Here is a 16,597-nt window from a genome sequence, read left to right as displayed (position 1 = left end):
GCGACTAGGAGGCTATCTATGGCTGTTCTGCACACAACAATAAATACACAGGCAGAGTCATTTAAAACCAACCAACGCGAAATGCGCGCGGCGGTGGCTGATCTAAAAGATAAAATTGCAGTAATCGCACAAGGCGGTGGCCCTGAGTATCAGGAGCGCCACAGAGCACGCGGTAAGTTACTGGCGCGTGAGCGTATCGATCAACTGTTAGACCCAGGTTCGGCCTTTTTAGAGATAGGCCAACTCGCGGCTTATCAGGTATACGAAGATAACATTCCTGCAGCAGGTGCCGTCGCCGGTATCGGCCAAGTGTGCGGCCAAGACTGCATGATTGTAGCCAATGATGCCACGGTCAAAGGCGGTACTTACTTCCCACTGACGGTAAAAAAACATCTGCGTGCGCAAGAGATCGCAGAGATGAACAATCTGCCCTGCATCTACTTGGTTGATTCTGGTGGCGCTAACCTGCCTCAACAGGATGAAGTGTTTCCCGATCGCGATCATTTCGGCCGCATCTTCTACAACCAAGCGCGGATGTCTGCCAAAGGTATCCCTCAAATTGCCGTCGTCATGGGGTTATGCACCGCTGGGGGCGCTTATGTGCCAGCCATGGCCGATGAATCCATCATCGTCCGTGATCAAGGTACGATATTCCTAGCAGGTCCACCCTTGGTTAAAGCTGCCACAGGTGAAGTCGTAACCGCAGAAGCACTAGGTGGTGCAGACGTGCACTGTAAAGTCTCTGGGGTAGCCGATTACTACGCCGACAACGATGCCCATGCACTGCAACTCGCCAGACGCTGCATCGCCAATAGCAATCGCGTTAAGCAAACCAACATGCAATTACAAGCACCGCAGCCTCCGCTTTATAACGAAGAGGAGATCTATGGTGTTGTCGGTACCGATCTGAAAAAACCGTTTGATGTCCGCGAGGTGATTGCCCGGATCGTGGATGGCTCTAATTTCGATGAATTCAAGCAACAGTTTGGCACAACCTTAGTAACAGGTTTTGCGCATATATGCGGCTATCCTGTCGGCATCATCGGCAATAACGGGATCTTATTCAGCGATTCAGCTCAAAAAGGCGCGCACTTTATCGAACTCTGCTGCCAGCGAAAGATTCCACTGCTGTTCTTGCAGAATGTCACCGGTTTTATGGTGGGCGAGAAAGCCGAATCCGAAGGGATCGCCAAACACGGTGCCAAAATGGTGACCGCTGTGGCTTGTGCCAACGTACCTAAAATCACGGTGTTGATTGGTGGCTCTTTTGGGGCAGGCAACTACGGAATGTGTGGTCGCGGTTACAGCCCTAACTTCCTGTGGATGTGGCCTAACGCCCGAATCTCAGTGATGGGTGGCGAGCAAGCCGCTGGGGTTTTATCCACAGTTAAACGCGACCAACTTGAGCGCAACAACCAAACTTGGAGCGCCGAAGAAGAGGCCACTTTTAAGCAACCGATTATCGAGAAATATGAGCAACAAGGTCACCCCTATTACGCCAGTGCACGACTCTGGGATGACGGTGTGATCGATCCGGCTCAAACCCGTGAAGTGGTTGCAATGAGTCTATCAGCGGCCCTCAATCAGCCAATTGAAGATAGTAAATTTGGCATCTTCCGGATGTAAGGAGGCGACTATGACTAAGCCAGTAGTGTTATTAAATAAAGCCCAAGGCGTAGCGCATCTCGTGATTAACAAACCTGAAGTGCATAACGCTTTTGACGATCAGATCATCTCGCAATTGTTAGGTCATTTAGAGGCCTGCGATAAAGACCCCGATGTACGCGTTTTGGTGCTGCGTTCTGAAGGTAAGAATTTTTCATCCGGTGCCGATCTTGGCTGGATGAAGCGTATGGCCAAAAACAGCTATGACGACAACTTTGATGACGCTAAGCAGTTAGCCGCTTTGATGCATCAACTGGATATCCTCAGCAAACCTACGATCTGTTTAGTACAAGGCGCAGCTTACGGTGGTGCTGTAGGTTTGGCCGCATGCTGTGATTTTGTTATCGCCACCGAACAGAGTCAGTTCTGCCTGAGTGAGGTCAAAATTGGTCTGATTCCCGCAGTGATCTCGCCTTATGTGATCCGTGCAATGGGCTCAAGGCAGGCTCGACGCTATATGATCAGCGCCGAATCCTTTTCTGCCTGCAAAGCCCATCATTACGGTCTAGTTCACCAAGTCGTGGCCACAACCGAGCTACTCGATGAGAGCTGCCACCAATTGATCAATCAGTTGCTGAAAAACAGCCCTTTGGCGATGGCCGCTGCCAAACATTTAGTCGCTGCAGTCAGTGATAGTCATATAGATATTCATCTGATCACCGACACAGCCAGACGGATCGCCGAGATAAGAGTCAGCCCCGAAGGCCAAGAGGGTCTGAGCGCCTTTTTAGAAAAACGAAAGCCAGAGTGGGTAGAGTCATGAGCGAAACACAATCGACGGCACTACCGCGTAAAATCTTAATCGCTAACCGCGGTGAGATTGCTTGTCGTGTAATCAAAACGGCACAGCGTTTAGGTATTCGCTGTGTTGCGGTTTACTCCGAAGTAGACGCCAAGGCTAAGCATGTTCAGATGGCTGATGAAGCCTATCTACTCGGCCCCGCACCTAGTGCTGAGAGTTATCTGCGTACAGATAAGATCCTAGAGATCTGCCGTACAGCCGGAATTGAAGCGGTACACCCAGGCTATGGTTTTCTATCTGAGAATGCTGAGTTTGCGACTGAGTTGGAACGCCACGGCATTACCTTTATCGGTCCACCAGCCAGCGCAATCACGTCTATGGGCTCGAAGTCCGCGGCCAAAGCGATTATGTCTAAAGCAGATGTGCCTTTGGTTCCGGGTTACCATGAAGACGATCAAGATCCACAGCGCCTAAAACAAGCGTCGATAGACTGCGGTTATCCACAGCTGCTAAAAGCGGTGGCTGGCGGTGGTGGTAAAGGGATGCGTGTGGTTCGCTCTGTGGATGAATTCGATAGCGCCTTACAAGCCGCGCAGCGAGAAGCGCAAAACTCTTTTGCTAACCCCGATATGCTGATTGAGCGCTATTTGGAGCAACCGCGTCATATCGAAGTGCAGGTCTTTTGTGATCAACATTGTAATGGTGTTTATCTCGCCGATCGCGATTGCTCTATCCAGCGTCGTCACCAGAAGATCATAGAGGAAGCACCCGCCCCTAATTTAGCGGACGAAACCCGCAAAGCTATGGGTGAAGCGGCTGTCCGCGCCGCCCAAGCCATCGACTATGTCGGTGCAGGTACGGTCGAGTTTTTATACGACACCGACGGTTCATTCTACTTTATGGAGATGAACACCCGTCTTCAGGTGGAGCACCCGGTGACCGAGTACGTCACCGGCGTCGACCTCGTAGAGTGGCAATTGGCGATCGCAGCAGGTGCCAAGCTTCCGCTGACTCAAGATCAGATCAAAGCCAAGGGGCATGCGATCGAAACCCGTATCTACGCCGAAGACCCTGCGCAAGATTTTCTACCGGCGACAGGCACTTTAAAATACTTATCCACACCCGAAGAATCCGACTGTGTCCGTATCGACAGTGGTGTCCGCGAAGGTGATGAGGTTAGCCCTTATTATGACCCAATGATCGCGAAGCTGATTGTTTGGGGTGAAGATCGCAATGCCGCAATTTTGCGTCTGAATCGAGCCTTATCGGAATACCGTATTGCCGGTTTAAAAACCAATCTGAAGTTCTTAAGAGATCTAGCATCTGCACAACCTTTTGCAAATCTCGACTTAGATACTGGTTTTATCGAACGCCACTACGATCTGCTCTTTGCCGAGCCAGTCATAGACAAGCCACTCTATCTCGCCATCTCGGCGAGTCTGTTTGGGCAGTTAGAAACTCAAGCTCAATCTGAGAGTCATGCTCACCCTTCCCCGTTTAACGCTCTACGTAACTGGCGCTTGAATATCCCTTCTGTTCGAACCCTTCAGCTACAGCAGGGTGAAGCAATCCATGACATAAATATCGAACAGCGGGCAGAGACTGAGCTCGTTACTGTTGATGAGCAGCAATATGCCATCAGCCTGACGCAGCAGGATGATCAACTTCAGGTTCAAGTTGATGATCAACAGCTACAGATGCATTTTTTCCGCGATGGTAATGAGCTTCACCTGTTTCATCACGACCTCAGCTCCCGATGCAGTTTGCATCAAACCACTCACGTTTCTGAGCAAGGGAAAGCCGATCATTCTCTCACCGCACCCATGAACGGTGTCGTCGTCGAGGTTTTAGTTGAGCAAGGGCAATCGGTACAAGCCGGCGAAGCCTTAGTGATCATGGAAGCGATGAAGATGGAGCACAGTATTTCAGCTCCTCATGCAGGCACAGTCAGTGAAGTCTTCTTTGCCGCAGGGGATCTAGTCGAAGAAGGTGCGGAACTTCTGGAGCTGGAATTTTCCGAAGAGGAAGCCGCATCATGACATTGCCGAAGCAGGTCAAGTTGGTCGAGGTAGGACCTCGGGATGGCTTACAAAATGAGCCCGGCGATATTATTCCGACTGATATTAAGATCGATCTGATCAATGCGCTGTCCAATGCAGGTTTAAGTCATATTGAGGCCACGAGTTTTGTTTCTCCTAAGTGGGTTCCACAAATGGCTGACGCCAGTGCAGTGATGATGGGTATTCAGCGTCATCCAAACACCACTTATGCCGCACTCACCCCCAACCTAACTGGCTTGAATAAAGCACTCAACACAGAGGTTGATGAAGTTGCGGTATTTACCGCCGCTTCTGAAGCGTTTACTCAAAAGAACATTAACTGTTCGATTGCCGAAAGCTTGGAGCGGTTTGCGCCGCTGATCGAAAAAGCTAACGCCAACAATATCCCTGTTAGAGGGTATGTTTCCACGGTGATGGGATGTCCTTATGCCGGCGAAATATCCGTTGAACAGGTCGCGATTGTCTGTAAAGAGATGATCGAAATGGGCTGCTATGAGATCTCTCTAGGCGACACAATCGGCACCGGTACACCATTGAAGGCTAAAAGGCTGATAGAAGCCGTAACCAAAGAAATACCCGTTTCAAAATTAGCCGCACACTTTCACGACACCTACGGCCAAGCTCTCGCCAATATCTATGCAGTGCTTGAAGAGGGGATCAGTGTCATCGATACCTCTGTCGCTGGCTTAGGAGGCTGTCCTTATGCCCAAGGCGCATCAGGCAATGTCGCCACCGAAGATGTGCTCTATATGCTCAATGGTCTCGGCATTGAAACCGGCGTGCAACTAGACGAACTCATCAAAGTGAGCCACTGGATCAGCCAGCAGCTGCAACGCAGTAACGGCTCTAAAGTAGCCCTAGCCCTCACTCCTAAATCATCTATTTGAGAAACAACATGAATCCACAACCGTCTCATCTTACGGCGTTAGATCTACCTGTACCCTCACAAGATCAACTTCCAGAAGTGTTCCAGAAGTACTTCGCTTTATGCGAAGAAAAGTTGGGCTTAATCCCTAACGTGCTGAAAGCTTACAGCCACAACATCGCTCAGTTAGAAGCATTTTCCAGCTTGTATAACGAGTTAATGCTAGGCAAAAGCGGCCTCAGCAATTTGGAAAAAGAGATGATCGCGGTAGCCGTTTCTGCCAGTAACGCCTGCTACTACTGTCAGGTTGCTCATGGCGCTGCTGTGCGTGAATACTCACAAGAACCAACTCTCGGTGAACTGCTGGTGATGAACTACCGTGTTGCCGAACTCTCAGAACGACACATCGCTATGCTCGATTTCTCGGTCAAGCTGACCGAATCACCCCACCGCATGAATGAAGATGACCGCCAACAGCTAAGAGATGCCGGTTTTAGTGATCAAGATATCTGGGATATCGCCAACATCGCAGGTTTCTACAACATGACCAATCGAGTCGCGAGCGCTGTGGATATGCAACCCAATCTGGAATACCACAGCCAGCATCGTTAATACTCAGCTTGAAATACACATAGACCTAACAACAAAAATAGAAAAGGTTTATCCAACATGTCCGATCTACACAGTTACACTCAAGGCTCTAAAACCGAGCCCTTATTGGATATCACCATTGGTGATCAATTTGATTTAACGGCAGAAAAATTTCCAGATAACGATGCACTGATCGTTCGTCATCAGAATATTCGCCTGACCTACACGCAGTTACAGCAACAGGTAGATCAGGCTGCACGAGCATTTCTGGCGATAGGCGTTTCGAAAGGTGATCGTGTTGGTATCTGGTCCCCTAACTGTGCGGCATGGACAATTACTCAGTTAGCGACGGCAAAGATCGGTGCGATTCTAGTAAACATCAATCCGGCCTACCGCACCCATGAATTGGAGTACGCGCTTAACCAATCTGGCACCAAGTATCTGGTCTCTGCGGTTTGCTTTAAGTCATCTAACTATATGGAGATGCTTTACGCGCTTGCGCCGGAGCTCAAAACAGCGCAAGCCGGCCAATTAACCTCTACTACGCTACCCAACCTCAAGGGCGTGATCAGCCTCTCCTCGCAGGCATTTGCAGGTAGTTGGTGCTGGCAGGAATTTCTAGATCAATCAGATCAGATCAGTGCCGAGCAACTGAGTACTGTGCAGGCGAGCTTAGATATTCATGACCCGATCAATATCCAGTACACATCCGGCACAACCGGTTTCCCGAAAGGGGCAGCGCTTTCTCACCACAATATTTTGAATAACGGCTTCTTTGTTGCCGAGAGTATGAAGTTCACCGATCAGGATCGCTTAGTTATTCCTGTGCCGCTCTACCATTGTTTTGGCATGGTGATGGGCAACTTAGGCTGTGTCACCCACGGTGCGGCGATGATCTACCCTGACGAAGGTTTCGAGCCGCAATCCGTCCTCACCGCCGTTGCCGAAGAGCGTGCGACCGCCTTGTTTGGTGTCCCTACAATGTTTATCGCAGAGATGGAGCACCCTAAGTTTGAGCAATATGACTTGAGTAGCCTGCGCACCGGCATTATGGCGGGTTCAATCTGTCCTGCTGAGGTGATGAAAGCGGTCAATACCAAAATGCATATGCGCGAGGTACAGATCGCCTACGGCATGACCGAAACCAGCCCGGTATCCACCCAGACGGCTGCCGATGATCCGTTTGATAAACGCGTCTCTACCGTAGGCCGTACCCAACCGCATATTGAAAGCCAGATTATCGATCCAGCTACAGGTGAAGTGCAGCCCAGAGGCGAAGTAGGTGAGTTATGTACCCGTGGCTACAGCGTGATGCTGAAATATTGGAACAATCCAGAGGCCACGCAAAATGCGATCGATCCACAAGGTTGGATGCATACCGGCGATCTCGCCATTATGGATGCTGAAGGCTACGTGCAGATTGTCGGCCGTATTAAAGATATGGTGATCCGCGGTGGCGAAAATATCTATCCGAAAGAGATCGAAGAGTTTCTCTACACCCACCCTGCGATCTCCGATGTTCAAGTCACCGGTGTACCCGATCCACAATTTGGCGAAGAACTGGTCGCTTGGATCAAACTGACACCTCAAGCAGACAACGTGTCTGAAGAAGAGCTGAAAAGCTTCTGCCAAGGAGCGATCAGTCACTTTAAGATCCCGCGCTATTTCAAATTTGTCGAAAACTTCCCGATGACCGTCACCGGCAAGATCCAGAAATTTAAGATGCGAGAGATCTCTATCGAAGAGCTGGGGCTCGATGAGAATTAGATTAGATACAGGAATAGGCCGTGACTGAGGTTAATAAACATTATTCACAAGCATTCGATGGCGACCAGATCATCCGCCAACTGCACTTATCTTATCCACAGGGGCCAACTGCGTTTCAATTGGCCCCTATCGATCAGTTACATATTGGCGGCATCAAAGCCTCTATGAAGCTACTGCAACAAATAAAATTGTGCAGGCCGAATCGAGTATTAGATATTGGCTCTGGGTTGGGCGGTTTGATGCGTTTAATCGAGTCAGAACTGCGTATTAATGTGATTGGGCTGGATATAACCCACAAATTTAACCAAACCCACCAGCAAATATCACAATTATTACCCTCTTTTGATACTCCTAAACTGGTCACTTCCGATGCGCAGCAATTACCCTTTTGCAGCGATAGCTTTGACCTGATTATCTTCCAGCATAGCCTGCTCAATATCCCCAATAGCCAGCAAGCATTGGCTGAATGTCGACGTGTTTTAAAGCCACAAGGTCGATTACTGCTACACGAAGTCATCCAAGGGCCCAATACAGAAGCGATGCAGTTTCCTGTGCCTTGGGCGCGAGAACCGAGCAACTCCCACCTAATTACACAATCAGAATTAGTAAGCCTACTCGAACAAGCGGGCTTTAAAATCCAAAGTTACGATGACTGGAGCCAAGAGGCACTCGCCTGGCGACAAAAACAACTCAGTAAAGAGCAACAATCCAAAAGCCAGACTGCAGCGGTATCTCCCGCCATGATCCTTGGCCCCGAGTTTAAGAAGATGGGCAGCAATGTGGTTAAAAACCTTGAGCTAGATGCAATCCGGATCATCGAACTGGTCGCGCAAGCCGACTGCAGCTAATAATCTACCGCTCCTAAGCCAGCTTCAGGAATATATGTTGATAAGCAATATCTAACGCCACATACACCAACAGTAACGACATCGCCCAGTTTAAGCAGCGAAAGTAGCGCGGATTGTGAATAAGCTTACCTAATCGCGCGCCCATCAACAGATAACTACTCGGCGCGCCAAACGCCATTGTGGATAGCAGTAATGACCAGACAAAAATAGCGTATCCCGATATCTCTGCTGCCGGAAACTGCACCGAAACTATCGGCAAGATCGCTATAAACGCTTTAGGGTTAAGTAGTTGCAGGATCAATCCCTCTTTAAAGCTCATCGGGTTCTGATTAGCCTTCACTTCCGTCGCGGCCATGGCTGACAAAGCCACTTTGTAGGCTAAGTAGAGAATATAAAGACTGCCTGCAGCACTAAGAAACAGCTCGTAACCCGCGGTAATAAACCAAGCGCCGACATAGCCAAACAGTAGAAACAGCACCAGCATCGCACTGCCTACACCAAGGCTAAACGCCAATGCCGAACGGATCTGCCCATGTATACCGGCATTTAAGCTGAGTAGATTGCAGGGACCAGGGGTGTACATCACGCCAAAGGCGTACAGGAGTATTTCAACCATAGTGATCAACTCGGATTTAAAAGAGAGATTTAAGGGGCTCGGAGGAACCTTGAATTTAAGCGTTCAGAAAGTGCTTCTGATACTGCTTGGGCGTCATGCCAAAGATCGGTTTAAAGCGCCGGTTGAAGTGACTTAGGTCGCTGAAGCCATAATCAAACACCACATCATCCAGAGCTTTACCCTTTTCCAGATCTTCACGGGCGCGATTGATCCGGCAGTTCAAAATATATTGGTGCGGCGTGAGACCAAATTGCTGCCGAAACATCCGCAGGAAGTGATACTTCGAGAGGTTGGCTTGCTGACTCAGCTCTTCAAGGGAGACATCAGTTTGCAGATTGTGATTAATAAAATCCCGTGCTCGCAGAAGTAAGCTATCGACACGACGCGCCTTTTGATCCGCCTGACATTCGCCATACAGCTGCGCGATCCGCGTTGCCATCTGATAAAGCTCACACTCTTGGCGCAGCTTATCTTCGGAACGATTCTCGATCAGCTGAACTAAGTGCAGAATATGCTGACAGAGTTGGGGATCATCCAACAGGGTATCTGCCACACGAAAACCTTGGCTTTTGATACCGGCGGCTTGGAAGGCAGGTGCTAGCTGATCAGGGTGCACATAGAGCATGCGGTACTGCAATTTATCATCGACACCAGAATGGCCATCGTGCACTTCATCTGGGTTAAAGACGATAATATTGCCTGGATGACTGCGGTGAAATTGACCACTGGAGAAGAAGTCCTGACGACCACTCAGCGTAACCCCGAACGAATACTCCTCATGGGCATGGCGTCCATAAGAGAAATCGCTGATCGCGGCATTTAGAACGGTAACTTGCTCTAAGTGCTCACTTTTACTGTATTGAAACTGGTTATCCTGATTCATCACTCTTCACCGCTCTTGCTAGTATAAATCGCCTGCAGCTTAAAGGAACCTTCGAACAAGTCCTATACGACTCAGGCTTACAGAGCAATTGAAGCGCGAGGCAATGATTGCAGGCATGCTGGTTGCCTGTCGAAAATCATTAACAAAGCGATTCAGTTGCTCTATAAGCCCCGTAGGGTGGGCTCTAAAACGACCATCTACTTTGTCAGTCAGCTTGCAAAGGTATCGACATTTAACTGCACTGACTTTCGCGTATCTGGTCCCTTTATAGCCCACTGAGAAAGTATGAGGCTTATTCGCAGGTTCCTTAACTACAGTGTAGAGGGATGAGCAAAACTAATACTTGGATAAAATTGCGCACTTTAAGAAAAAGTGCGCAAAGAGATACAGCACTTATTCTTCTGCTTCGGCGCGTTGGCGTAAAACAAACTTCTGGATCTTGCCTGTCGATGTTTTAGGTAGTTCACCAAAGACCACCACTTTCGGCGCTTTAAAACGCGCCATATTGGAGCGGCAAAACTCGATAACTTCGGTCTCGGTTAAACTCGCACCCGGCTTAGGTTTGATAAAGGCACAAGGTACCTCACCCCACTTATCGTCGAGCTTAGCTACCACTGCTGCTTCCAACACGTCAGGGTGACGATAAAGCACGCCTTCGACCTCAATCGAGGAGATATTTTCACCGCCAGAGATAATAATATCTTTAGAGCGATCCTTGATCTCGATATAACCATCTTCATGCCACACCGCAAGGTCACCTGAGTGGAACCAGCCACCTGCAAAGGACGCATCCGTAGTCGGTTTGTTCTTTAGATAACCTTTCATGACTAGATTACCGCGCATAAAGATCTCGCCGATGGTTTCGCCATCTTGCGGTACAGGTTCTAGAGTATCTGGATCAGCCACCATCAAGTCTTCAAGCATAGGCGCTTTCACCCCTTGACGAGCTTTGAGACGGGCTTTCTCTTCGATGCTGTTGTCATCCCACTTATCGTGCCATGCACACAGCACAGAAGGGCCGTAGGTCTCTGTCAGACCATAGACATGGGTGACATCAATCCCCATCTCCTCCATCCCTTGGATAACTGCAGCAGGCGGTGCAGCACCAGCGGTCATGACCTTAACTTTGTGCTCAATCCCCTGCTTGATCTCATCAGGCGCGTTATTCAGCATATTTAGAACAATCGGGGCACCGCAGAAATGATCGATCTTTTCTTCACGAATTAGATCGTAAATTTTCTCTTCGCGAACATGGCGCAGGGACACACTGGTACCAACAGACGCAGCCAAAGACCAAGGGAAACACCAGCCATTGCAATGAAACATCGGCAGGGTCCAAAGATACTTGGGATGACGCCCCATATCCCAAGAGACCACATTGCTCATTGCATTCAGGTAAGCGCCTCGATGATGGTACACCACCCCTTTGGGGTCGCCGGTCGTACCGGAGGTGTAGTTCAGCGTGATCGCATCCCATTCATCCTCGGGCGGCTGCCAAGCAAACTCAGGATCACCTTCTAACAGCAGTTCATCGTAAGTGATACTACCGATCTGCTCACCCTCGGTGAAACTATAATCTTCAATCGCAATCACTAAGGGATCTATATCTGCCATCTCCAGTGCTTGTTTAACCAAAGCACCAAATTCACGCTCCACCAGTACCACTTTGCATTCGGCATGCTGCAAGATAAACGCGATCGCCTCGGCATCTAGTCGCACGTTGATCGCATTCAGAACCGCGCCAGACATAGGCACGCTGAAATGCGCTTCAAATACTTCGGGAAGATTTGGCGCGATAACGGATACGGTATCGCCCTTGCCAATACCGCGTTGTTGCAGAGCACTAGCAAAGCGACGACAACGAGTATAGGTCTCGGACCAGCTGCGGCGTGCGTCGCCATGCACGGTAGCAGTATGGTCGGGGTAAACAAATGCAGCTCGCTCTAGAAAGCTGAGCGGAGTTAACGCAGCGTAATTGGCTTGATTCTTATCCAGCCCAATCTCGTAAGGGTTTTGGCTTGTTATCATTGTTATTATTCCTTTAATTGCCCACGCCAAAACTAGCATCAACTGATCAAAAAAACACCTTTCAGATCATCTGCTTAGCAGACCTAAAACTACAATTAACCATATATAAGTATCTTCCCTTATCCTTAAAGCTGCTTTAAAGTCTAAGTATAAAAATAACAGGTTTTAAGATCGGGATTTCCCGCAGGTTTAAATATGAGTGATGACCAGAGTTTAGAACTCGCCCGTTGTAAGGCTGATGCTGATCGTTATCGACTTTTAGCAGAACAGTCGACCGATATGATCTCCCGACACACACCCACTAAAGAGTGGACCTACATAGATGCCAGCCCTGCGGTTGAAACTGTACTCGGTTACACCCCCGAAGAGATTATCGGCATGGCGGGGTATGAGCAGTTCCACCCTGAAGATGCAGACAATCTATCCAAGCGCGATGACAGCGTCCGTTATCGCAGCGGCGTCTACACCAATGTGTACCGATATCGTCACAAAAAAGGTCACTATATCTGGCTAGAAACCACCAGCCGTGTGATCCGTGATGACAGCGGAAATCCACAAGAGATAATCTGTGTATCGCGTGATGTTACCGAGCGTGAAGAAGCACAACGAGATATGCGTCGACTCGCGCGCGTGGTTGAAGCCTCATCCGATATGATCATGTTTTGTAACCACAAAACTCATAAGCTGACCTATCTGAATGAGTCGGCTTACCACACCCTTGGAGCAGAGAAAGATAAACCGGTGGTCTACTATCTATCGCAGCTTTTCTCTGAAGAAATCTTAGACACTCTGATCAAAGATGCCTTGGAACACGCCTCCATTCATGGGGTTTGGTACGGCAGTATCCCAATGCAATTGGCCCCTGAACTCAACCGTGTGGCGGAGATTCGCGAAATCATTGCCCACCGCAACCGCCGTGAGAATGATCAGGTTGAATACTACTCGCTGATCGGACGCGATATTACCCTACGCCTTCAAGCGGAAGAGGAAGCTAAGCGTCATCAACTCGAGTTAGCACACATGTCTCGTTTGCTCTCGGTAGGTGAGATGGCCACTGGGCTTGCCCACGAGGTAAACCAGCCTTTAGCTGCGATCTTGAATTACTGCCATGGCACGCAGAGGCGTTTGGAAGAGGGTGATGCTGATCCGGTGAAAACCGTATCCGGCTCGATGAAGTTAATTATGAAGCAGGCCAAGCGTGCTTCGGAGATCATCAAACGGATGCGCTCCTTTGTGCGCAAGACCGATTATCAGTGTTTTGCTTTTCCAATTAATGACAGTTGTAAGGAAGTCAGCGCCTTTCTCTGTCAGGAAGCACAAGACCACAACATCACCTTTGATTTTCAATTTGGGGATAACTTACCCCCTCTGGTAGCCGACAAAGTACAGATCGAACAGGTACTCCTTAACCTGATGCGGAACGCAATTGAGGCCTACAACGATTGTAACAAGGCCTACAGACCCGTTATTATCACTACTAAAGCTGCCGAAGGTTATATTCATGTTTCGGTAGAGGACAAAGCAAAAGGGATTAGCAGCGAAGGTTTAGCCAAGCTGTTTGAACCGTTTTACACCTCCAAAACAACTGGCTTAGGTATGGGCCTTTCTATCTCCCGTACCATTATCGAAACCCACGGGGGCCAGATGTGGGCAGAGAGTGACGGTAAAACCGGTACGCACTTTTATCTGAAACTGCCGTTAAGAGAGCAATGATGCAAACAAACCCGACAGGCACTATCTATATTGTTGACGATGACGAAGATTTTCGTGATTCCATGCAATGGCTTTTAGAATCTGCCAATCACAACGTTGTTACCTTCCCTTCTGCACGGGAGTTTCTGGATAACTTTAATGGCGAAATCGGTTGTATGTTACTGGACGTACGTATGCCGGAGATTAACGGCCTAGCCCTGCAACAAATCATGCAGGAGCGTAATATCCAGATGCCGATTATTGTGATCTCCGGCCACGGTGATATCCCAATGGCAGTGAGCGCGATGAAACAGGGCGCGATGGATTTCTTAGAGAAACCGTTCGATGGCGATGTGCTACTACGCTTAGTTGGCCGTGCGTTAAGCAAAGCGCAAAAAGCACGCGACGAACAAGGTGCGCAGCTAGAGATTCAAGAAAACTACGCTAGCTTAAGCCGTCGTGAGAAAGAGGTAATGGCGCTGGTTGTTGCTGGTAATGCCAATCGCCAGATCGCTGAAGAGCTAGATATCAGCCCTAAAACGGTTGAAGTACATCGCTCACGAGTTATGAGTAAGATGCGCGCGGGTAGCCTTGCTTCTCTGGTAAAACAAGCGTCTCAACTAAACGAACAAGCTTGATCTAACCGCACCTGAGCAAGCTCAGGTGCGATCAGTTCACGATCAACGTTTATCAGGATCAGGAATTGAGTAGGTCATGGTCGCATGAGCCATCGGTTCCTCATCTCCTTCCGATAAGATATACACTTCACCCACCGCCAAACGCTTTCCGACTTTGAGCATCTGCGCCGTAGCGAAGATATCGCGATCGGCAGAAGGCTTGCGTAAGAAGTTGATATTTAACTGAGTCGTCACCGCCAAAGGCACGGGGCCGATACGGCTTAATAGCGCCGCATAGACCGTCACGTCAGCTAGACCCATCATCGCAGGGCCAGAGACTGTACCGCCCGGTCTCAGATGTTGATCGTCCACCGGCAAACGCATAGTGGCAGTACCATCACCTAACTCCACCAATTCCCCATACTGCTCACCTTGGGGAAAGTGCTCTGCAAGAAAGCTTTGCAACTGCTCAATATCCAACTTCATACACAACTCCAATCTGCCTTACTACAGCCTAAGCAACTGCCTCATGCTCATCCCGCGCTTTATTCCGCAGGATGAAGCGCTGAATCTTGCCGCTCGGCGTTTTTGGTAGTTCTGGCATAAACTCGATCTCGCGAGGGAAAGCATGAGTTGAAAGACGTGTACGTACCAGTTGCTTTAACTCTTCAGCCAGCTCTTCTGTCGGATCAAACTCACGCTTAATCACTACATAAGCTTTAATAATAGCCCCGCGTTTAACATCCGGTTTGCCAATAACTCCCGACTCCGCTACTGCATCGTGCTCTAACAATGTGCTCTCTACATCAGCTGGCCCTACGCGGTAACCCGCCGTAGTAATGATGTCATCATCACGACCTGTGAATGAATAACTGCCATCACCATGACTCATCACGACATCACCGGTGAGGTAGTACTGACCATGGAATGGGTGCTTCTCTTGCCATGTATAACCTTGGAAGAAAAACAGTGGCGAGTTATCCACATCCACTGCTAGCTGCCCGGTTTCACCTTCAGGGATCTCATTAAAGTCTGCATCTAGGGCAACGACGCGATGACCTGGCATTGAGAAACCCATAGAACCCACACGCACTACATCTTGCTTAAGATCATGATGGTTACATGCAGTCATACCGGTTTCCGTTTGACCGTAATGATCCATTACAGGGCAACCTAAGCGCTTATCGACCCAACTGATTACTTCTGGGTTCAACGGCTCACCTGCACTGCTCGCTACGCGTAGCGAGAAGGTTTCATCCGCAGCCAAGACATCATCGTTTGCCATCAACATACGGTAAGCCGTTGGTGCTGCCGCAAGGTTGGTAATCTTATATTTGCGCAGCATGTCGTAGGTACTTTCTGGTGTAAACGCCGCCTCACAAAAGTGCGTGGTATTACCCAACAGCAGAGGACCAACCACCGCGTAGTAAAGGCCGTAAGCCCAACCTGGATCGGCAACATTCCAATAGGTATCTTCTGGACGCAAACCAATGGCAAAGCGCATATACACGTAGAACGAGAGTAGCGCTCGGCTTGGTACCGCAACGCCTTTAGATTTTCCGACTGTACCTGAGGTAAACATCTGTAAAAATGGATCATCTTTGCCAATTTTTACCGGTGTAAACTCTGTAGATTGCTGCTCAATCTCAGCGGCAAAATCGAGATCACTTGAGGCATCAGTTGCCTGATCACGATTGAAAGTCAGGATGGCCGGGCAATCCGTTACATCATTCAGTTTTGGACGGTTGCTTGGGTCGGTCACCACCAACTTAGTACCCGCTTGCTGTACTCGGTACTCGATCGCACCGGAACCGAACGCCGTGAACAGCGGCTGGTATACAGCGCCTGCGCGCAGGGTACCCATAATCACCACCATCAGTTCTGGAGTGCGCGGTAGCAAAGCCGCAACGCGATCGCCTTTACCTATGCCTTGAGCGGTAAGGAAATTCGCAAACTGGGCAGACTTTTCTTTCAATTCCACGAAGGTCATTTGCGAAGCAGGTCGCTCAGCGCCTTCGTAATTCAGAGCGATTCGATCGCCTTCCGCCCATTTATCTACAATCTCCTCACAGACATTAAATCCATCTTTGAGGTTACCGATCATGAGCTCTTCAATCATGGCCGGATCAAACTTATCGTAATAATCCTGATAGGTTTCGGTTGTCATTAGTTTCCCATCCATCATTTTTTATTTTTGTATTCTTATACGCATGAGCAATCTTT

General features: G+C 49.1%; 14 protein-coding genes. 9 read left to right on the top strand and 5 right to left on the bottom strand.

Going from position 1 to position 16,597, the window contains the following annotated elements; all coding sequences use genetic code 11:
• Positions 1-18: 18 nt before the first annotated feature.
• Genes ACMXYU_RS00360 through ACMXYU_RS00330 form a run of 7 tightly spaced genes read left to right on the top strand, consistent with a single transcriptional unit; the run spans position 19 to position 8,538 of the window.
• Positions 19-1,626 carry a carboxyl transferase domain-containing protein gene (locus ACMXYU_RS00360; protein WP_415899676.1) on the top strand — a complete coding sequence of 536 codons (1,608 nt, stop codon included), beginning with the start codon at positions 19-21 and terminating at the stop codon, positions 1,624-1,626.
• A 10-nt stretch (positions 1,627-1,636) separates the two neighbouring features.
• Positions 1,637-2,428 (top strand): enoyl-CoA hydratase/isomerase family protein, encoded by a 792-nt coding sequence (locus ACMXYU_RS00355; protein WP_415899675.1) that lies wholly within the window; start codon positions 1,637-1,639, stop codon positions 2,426-2,428.
• Positions 2,425-4,446, top strand: coding sequence for an acetyl/propionyl/methylcrotonyl-CoA carboxylase subunit alpha (locus tag ACMXYU_RS00350; RefSeq protein ID WP_415899674.1), 2,022 nt, complete (start codon positions 2,425-2,427; stop codon positions 4,444-4,446). Before ACMXYU_RS00355 ends, ACMXYU_RS00350 begins: the two co-directional genes overlap by 4 nt.
• On the top strand, positions 4,443-5,354 hold the full coding sequence (locus ACMXYU_RS00345) for a hydroxymethylglutaryl-CoA lyase (protein ID WP_415899672.1): 912 nt from the start codon (positions 4,443-4,445) through the stop codon (positions 5,352-5,354). The genes ACMXYU_RS00350 and ACMXYU_RS00345 overlap by 4 nt, the downstream gene beginning before the upstream one ends.
• Before the next feature lie 8 nt (positions 5,355-5,362).
• Positions 5,363-5,944: a peroxidase-related enzyme gene (locus ACMXYU_RS00340; RefSeq protein WP_415899671.1), complete on the top strand. Its 582-nt coding sequence runs from the start codon at positions 5,363-5,365 to the stop codon at positions 5,942-5,944.
• A 57-nt stretch (positions 5,945-6,001) separates the two neighbouring features.
• The gene (locus tag ACMXYU_RS00335; protein ID WP_415899670.1) at positions 6,002-7,690 is read left to right on the top strand and encodes an AMP-binding protein; all 1,689 of its coding nucleotides are present in this window, start codon (positions 6,002-6,004) and stop codon (positions 7,688-7,690) included.
• Positions 7,691-7,710: 20 nt separating this feature from the next.
• Entirely contained in the window at positions 7,711-8,538 is an 828-nt protein-coding gene (locus tag ACMXYU_RS00330; protein WP_415899669.1) for a class I SAM-dependent methyltransferase, read from the top strand.
• Between the two features lie 13 nt (positions 8,539-8,551).
• On the opposite strand, the gene ACMXYU_RS00325 is transcribed toward ACMXYU_RS00330, so the two are convergent.
• From ACMXYU_RS00325 to ACMXYU_RS00315, 3 genes are all read right to left on the bottom strand, one after another.
• Positions 8,552-9,154 (bottom strand): LysE family translocator, encoded by a 603-nt coding sequence (locus ACMXYU_RS00325; RefSeq protein WP_415899668.1) that lies wholly within the window; start codon positions 9,152-9,154, stop codon positions 8,552-8,554.
• Between the two features lie 55 nt (positions 9,155-9,209).
• Positions 9,210-10,037, bottom strand: a complete 828-nt coding sequence (locus ACMXYU_RS00320; RefSeq protein WP_415899667.1) for an AraC family ligand binding domain-containing protein — start codon at positions 10,035-10,037, stop codon at positions 9,210-9,212.
• A 393-nt stretch (positions 10,038-10,430) separates the two neighbouring features.
• Positions 10,431-12,065 (bottom strand): acyl-CoA synthetase, encoded by a 1,635-nt coding sequence (locus ACMXYU_RS00315; protein WP_415899666.1) that lies wholly within the window; start codon positions 12,063-12,065, stop codon positions 10,431-10,433.
• 195 nt (positions 12,066-12,260) lie between these two features.
• Here ACMXYU_RS00315 and ACMXYU_RS00310 point away from each other — a divergent pair, with 195 nt between their 5' ends.
• Positions 12,261-13,778, top strand: coding sequence for a PAS domain S-box protein (locus tag ACMXYU_RS00310; RefSeq protein ID WP_415899665.1), 1,518 nt, complete (start codon positions 12,261-12,263; stop codon positions 13,776-13,778).
• Positions 13,775-14,395 (top strand): response regulator transcription factor, encoded by a 621-nt coding sequence (locus ACMXYU_RS00305; protein ID WP_415899664.1) that lies wholly within the window; start codon positions 13,775-13,777, stop codon positions 14,393-14,395. The genes ACMXYU_RS00310 and ACMXYU_RS00305 overlap by 4 nt, the downstream gene beginning before the upstream one ends.
• Positions 14,396-14,437: 42 nt before the next feature.
• Here ACMXYU_RS00305 and ACMXYU_RS00300 read toward each other — a convergent pair whose 3' ends face one another.
• Complete coding sequence (locus tag ACMXYU_RS00300) at positions 14,438-14,860, bottom strand: PaaI family thioesterase (protein ID WP_415899662.1); 423 nt, start codon at positions 14,858-14,860, stop codon at positions 14,438-14,440.
• A gap of 28 nt (positions 14,861-14,888) precedes the next feature.
• Positions 14,889-16,541, bottom strand: coding sequence for an AMP-binding protein (locus tag ACMXYU_RS00295; RefSeq protein ID WP_415899661.1), 1,653 nt, complete (start codon positions 16,539-16,541; stop codon positions 14,889-14,891).
• Positions 16,542-16,597: the final 56 nt, after the last annotated feature.

The organism is Neptuniibacter sp. QD48_11 (genome assembly GCF_047778095.1).
Taxonomy (GTDB): domain Bacteria; phylum Pseudomonadota; class Gammaproteobacteria; order Pseudomonadales; family Balneatricaceae; genus Neptuniibacter.
The sequence above is the reverse complement of the archived record's forward strand: the minus strand, read 5'-3'. Positions and strand labels throughout refer to the sequence as shown.